4 protein-coding genes are annotated in these 2,297 nt (G+C 69.4%); 2 read left to right on the top strand and 2 right to left on the bottom strand.

What is annotated here, in order from left to right:
* Together HKK72_RS38685 and HKK72_RS38680 are read right to left on the bottom strand one after the other, a co-directional pair.
* Positions 1-268 (bottom strand): LytR/AlgR family response regulator transcription factor (locus tag HKK72_RS38685; protein ID WP_187239341.1); only part of this gene is annotated, 268 nt, incomplete at its 3' end.
* A gap of 79 nt (positions 269-347) precedes the next feature.
* Entirely contained in the window at positions 348-626 is a 279-nt protein-coding gene (locus HKK72_RS38680) for a DUF6504 family protein (protein ID WP_187239340.1), read from the bottom strand.
* Positions 627-845: 219 nt separating this feature from the next.
* On the opposite strand from HKK72_RS38680, the gene HKK72_RS38675 reads away from it, so the two are divergent.
* Positions 846-1,877, top strand: a complete 1,032-nt coding sequence (locus HKK72_RS38675) for an alpha/beta hydrolase (protein WP_187239339.1) — start codon at positions 846-848, stop codon at positions 1,875-1,877.
* A gap of 178 nt (positions 1,878-2,055) precedes the next feature.
* On the top strand, positions 2,056-2,297 hold a 242-nt coding region (locus HKK72_RS38670), incomplete at its 3' end, for an alcohol dehydrogenase catalytic domain-containing protein (protein ID WP_187239338.1).

The following is a 2,297-nucleotide window of genomic DNA, read 5'->3' as shown; positions in this document are numbered from 1 at the left end:
TCGACGTCAGAATGATCGCCGGCCTCCAGTCGTCCGACGGTGTCTCCTGCGCGATCTCGGTGAGCAGCTCGGCCAGTTCGAGCCCGCAGTCGCCGCCGAGGCAGATGTCGAGCAGCACGAGCTCGGGCCGGAGTTCTTCGGCACGCCTGACCGCCTCGGTGCCGTTCGACGCCGTGCCCACCACCGAGATCCCGCCTTGCTCGAGCAGATCGCTGGCGGCCCGGAGGAAATATCGGCTGTCGTCAATGAGCAGGCATCGGATGGCCATACCGTCAGGATGGCGAACGGCAGGCTCGGAGCGCATTGCGGCTAACCCGAATTCGGGCACGAACCGGAGCCGGGTTCGATCACCCGTCCCACGCCCGGGAGAGCATCCAGGCGCCGGTGGCCGCGTCGAAGCGCAGTTCGTACACCCCGATCTCCGAATCCGGGGAGGCCTCGACCCGCCAGAACTCGCGCTCCGTGGCCTCCTCGGCCTCGGGGTGCAGTTCCTTCCACCAGTCCCGGGTGGCGACCCAGTGCTCGAGCACGGCCCGCACCGTGTAGAGCCGTCCCCTCCACACGAACCGCACCGGACGCCCGTCGGCCACCCACACGTCGATGGGGTCGCCGTACACACGACTCACCTTGTCCACCTCCCCGGACTCCATCGCCCGGGGGAAGGCAGGCGGTGTACTCGTTCGAACATACGTTCGCCGGGCGTCCAGGGCAAGCCGTGACCGGGTTCCGGTGCGCGTGAGCCGTCCGGACCCGCTACCGGGGCGCTCCGCGCCCGGCTGTTACCGTCGGCACCACCCCGACCCACACGAGCCCACGAACAAGCTCACAATCGAGGAAGTGTGCGCATGTCGCCCTGGTCGACCGATCTCGCCGGACGCATCGACGAGCACGTCTTCAGCAGCGAACTGCTGCGGGACAACCCGCTCAAGGACCCGCACGAGCGACCGCTCTGGGTGTACGTCCCGCCGGGGTACGACGACGAGCCGGAACGGCGGTATCCCTCCGTCTACGTCATCCAGGGCTACACCGGCCACCTGCCCATGTGGCGCAACCGGATGCCCTACCGGCAGCCTTTTCCGGAGGCGGCCGACGCCGTGTTCGCGGAGGGCACGGCACCCCCCGCCATCGTGGTCTACGTCGACGCGTGGACCGCCTATGGCGGCAGCCAGTTCGTCGACTCGCCCGGTACCGGGCGCTACCACTCCTACCTGTGCGACGAGATCGTGCCGTGGGTCGACGCCCGCTACCGTACGCTCGCCGACCGCGACCACCGAGCGATCACCGGCAAGTCCAGCGGCGGCTTCGGCGCGATGATCACGCCGATGCTGCGTCCCGACCTGTTCGGCGCCCTGGCCGCACATGCCGGCGACGCCCTCTACGAGTACTGCTACATCCCCGAGTTCCCGCAGGTCGTGCGGAGGCTGAGGGCGTATGACGGGGACATCCTCCGGTGGTGGGACGACTTCCGGTCCCGGGTCAGCTTCACCAAGGAGGAGGACATGCTGCTCCTCAGCATCCTCGGGGTGGCGGCCTGTTTCTCCGCCCGCGCGGACGGCACGCCGGAGCTGCCCTTCGATCCGCGCACCGGTGTGCTGCGCCCGGAGGTGTGGCAGCGGTGGCTGGATTGGGACCCGGTGCGGATGGTCCCGGCGCACGCCGAGGCGATGCGCTCACAGCGGGCCATCTGGATCGACGGCGGGACCCGCGACGAGTGGTACCTCGACATCGGCGGGGACGCCTTCCGCCAGGCGCTCGCCGACGCGGGCGTCTCGGATGACGTCGTCCACTTCGAGCTCTTCGAGGCCGGCCACGGAGCCATCGACTACCGCTACCCGCTCTCGCTCGCCTGGCTCTGCCGTCGCATTGCCCCGTCCTGACCTGCCTCGACGCGGAGAACCGCGAAGACCACGGCGTAAGCGCACGCGTGATCTTGCGGTCGTCCGCGGTCGGGTCACGGGTCAGTCCGGTCAGACGTGGGCGACGACGCCCTGGGACGGGAACAGAGCGGTGACACCACCCGTTGGCAACGATCACAGCCCCTCGTGAGGAGTTCCCATGCGCGCGATCGTCATCTCGAAGCCGGGCGGACCAGAGGCCCTTGACTACACCGAGTTCGCGGATCCCGCACCCGGCCCCGGTGAGATCGTCATCGACATCGCCGCCGCCGGGGTGAACTTCATCGACGTCTACTTCCGCACCGGGCGGTACCCGAAGCCGACGCCGTTCGTGCTCGGCGTCGAGGGAGCCGGCACGGTGACGGCGGTCGGCTCCGACGTGACCGGGGTCGGCGTCGGCGA

The organism is Actinomadura sp. HBU206391, from assembly GCF_014323665.1.
In the GTDB taxonomy this organism is placed as follows: Bacteria; Actinomycetota; Actinomycetes; order Streptosporangiales; family Streptosporangiaceae; genus Actinomadura_C.
Note: the sequence above shows the minus strand (reverse complement) of the source record. Positions and strands in the feature narration are given on the sequence as shown.

Coding starts and splice junctions, on each gene's coding strand:
- HKK72_RS38675 (WP_187239339.1), top strand. CDS start 846: ATGTCGCCCTGGTCGACCGATCTCGCCGGACGCATCGACGAGCACGTC.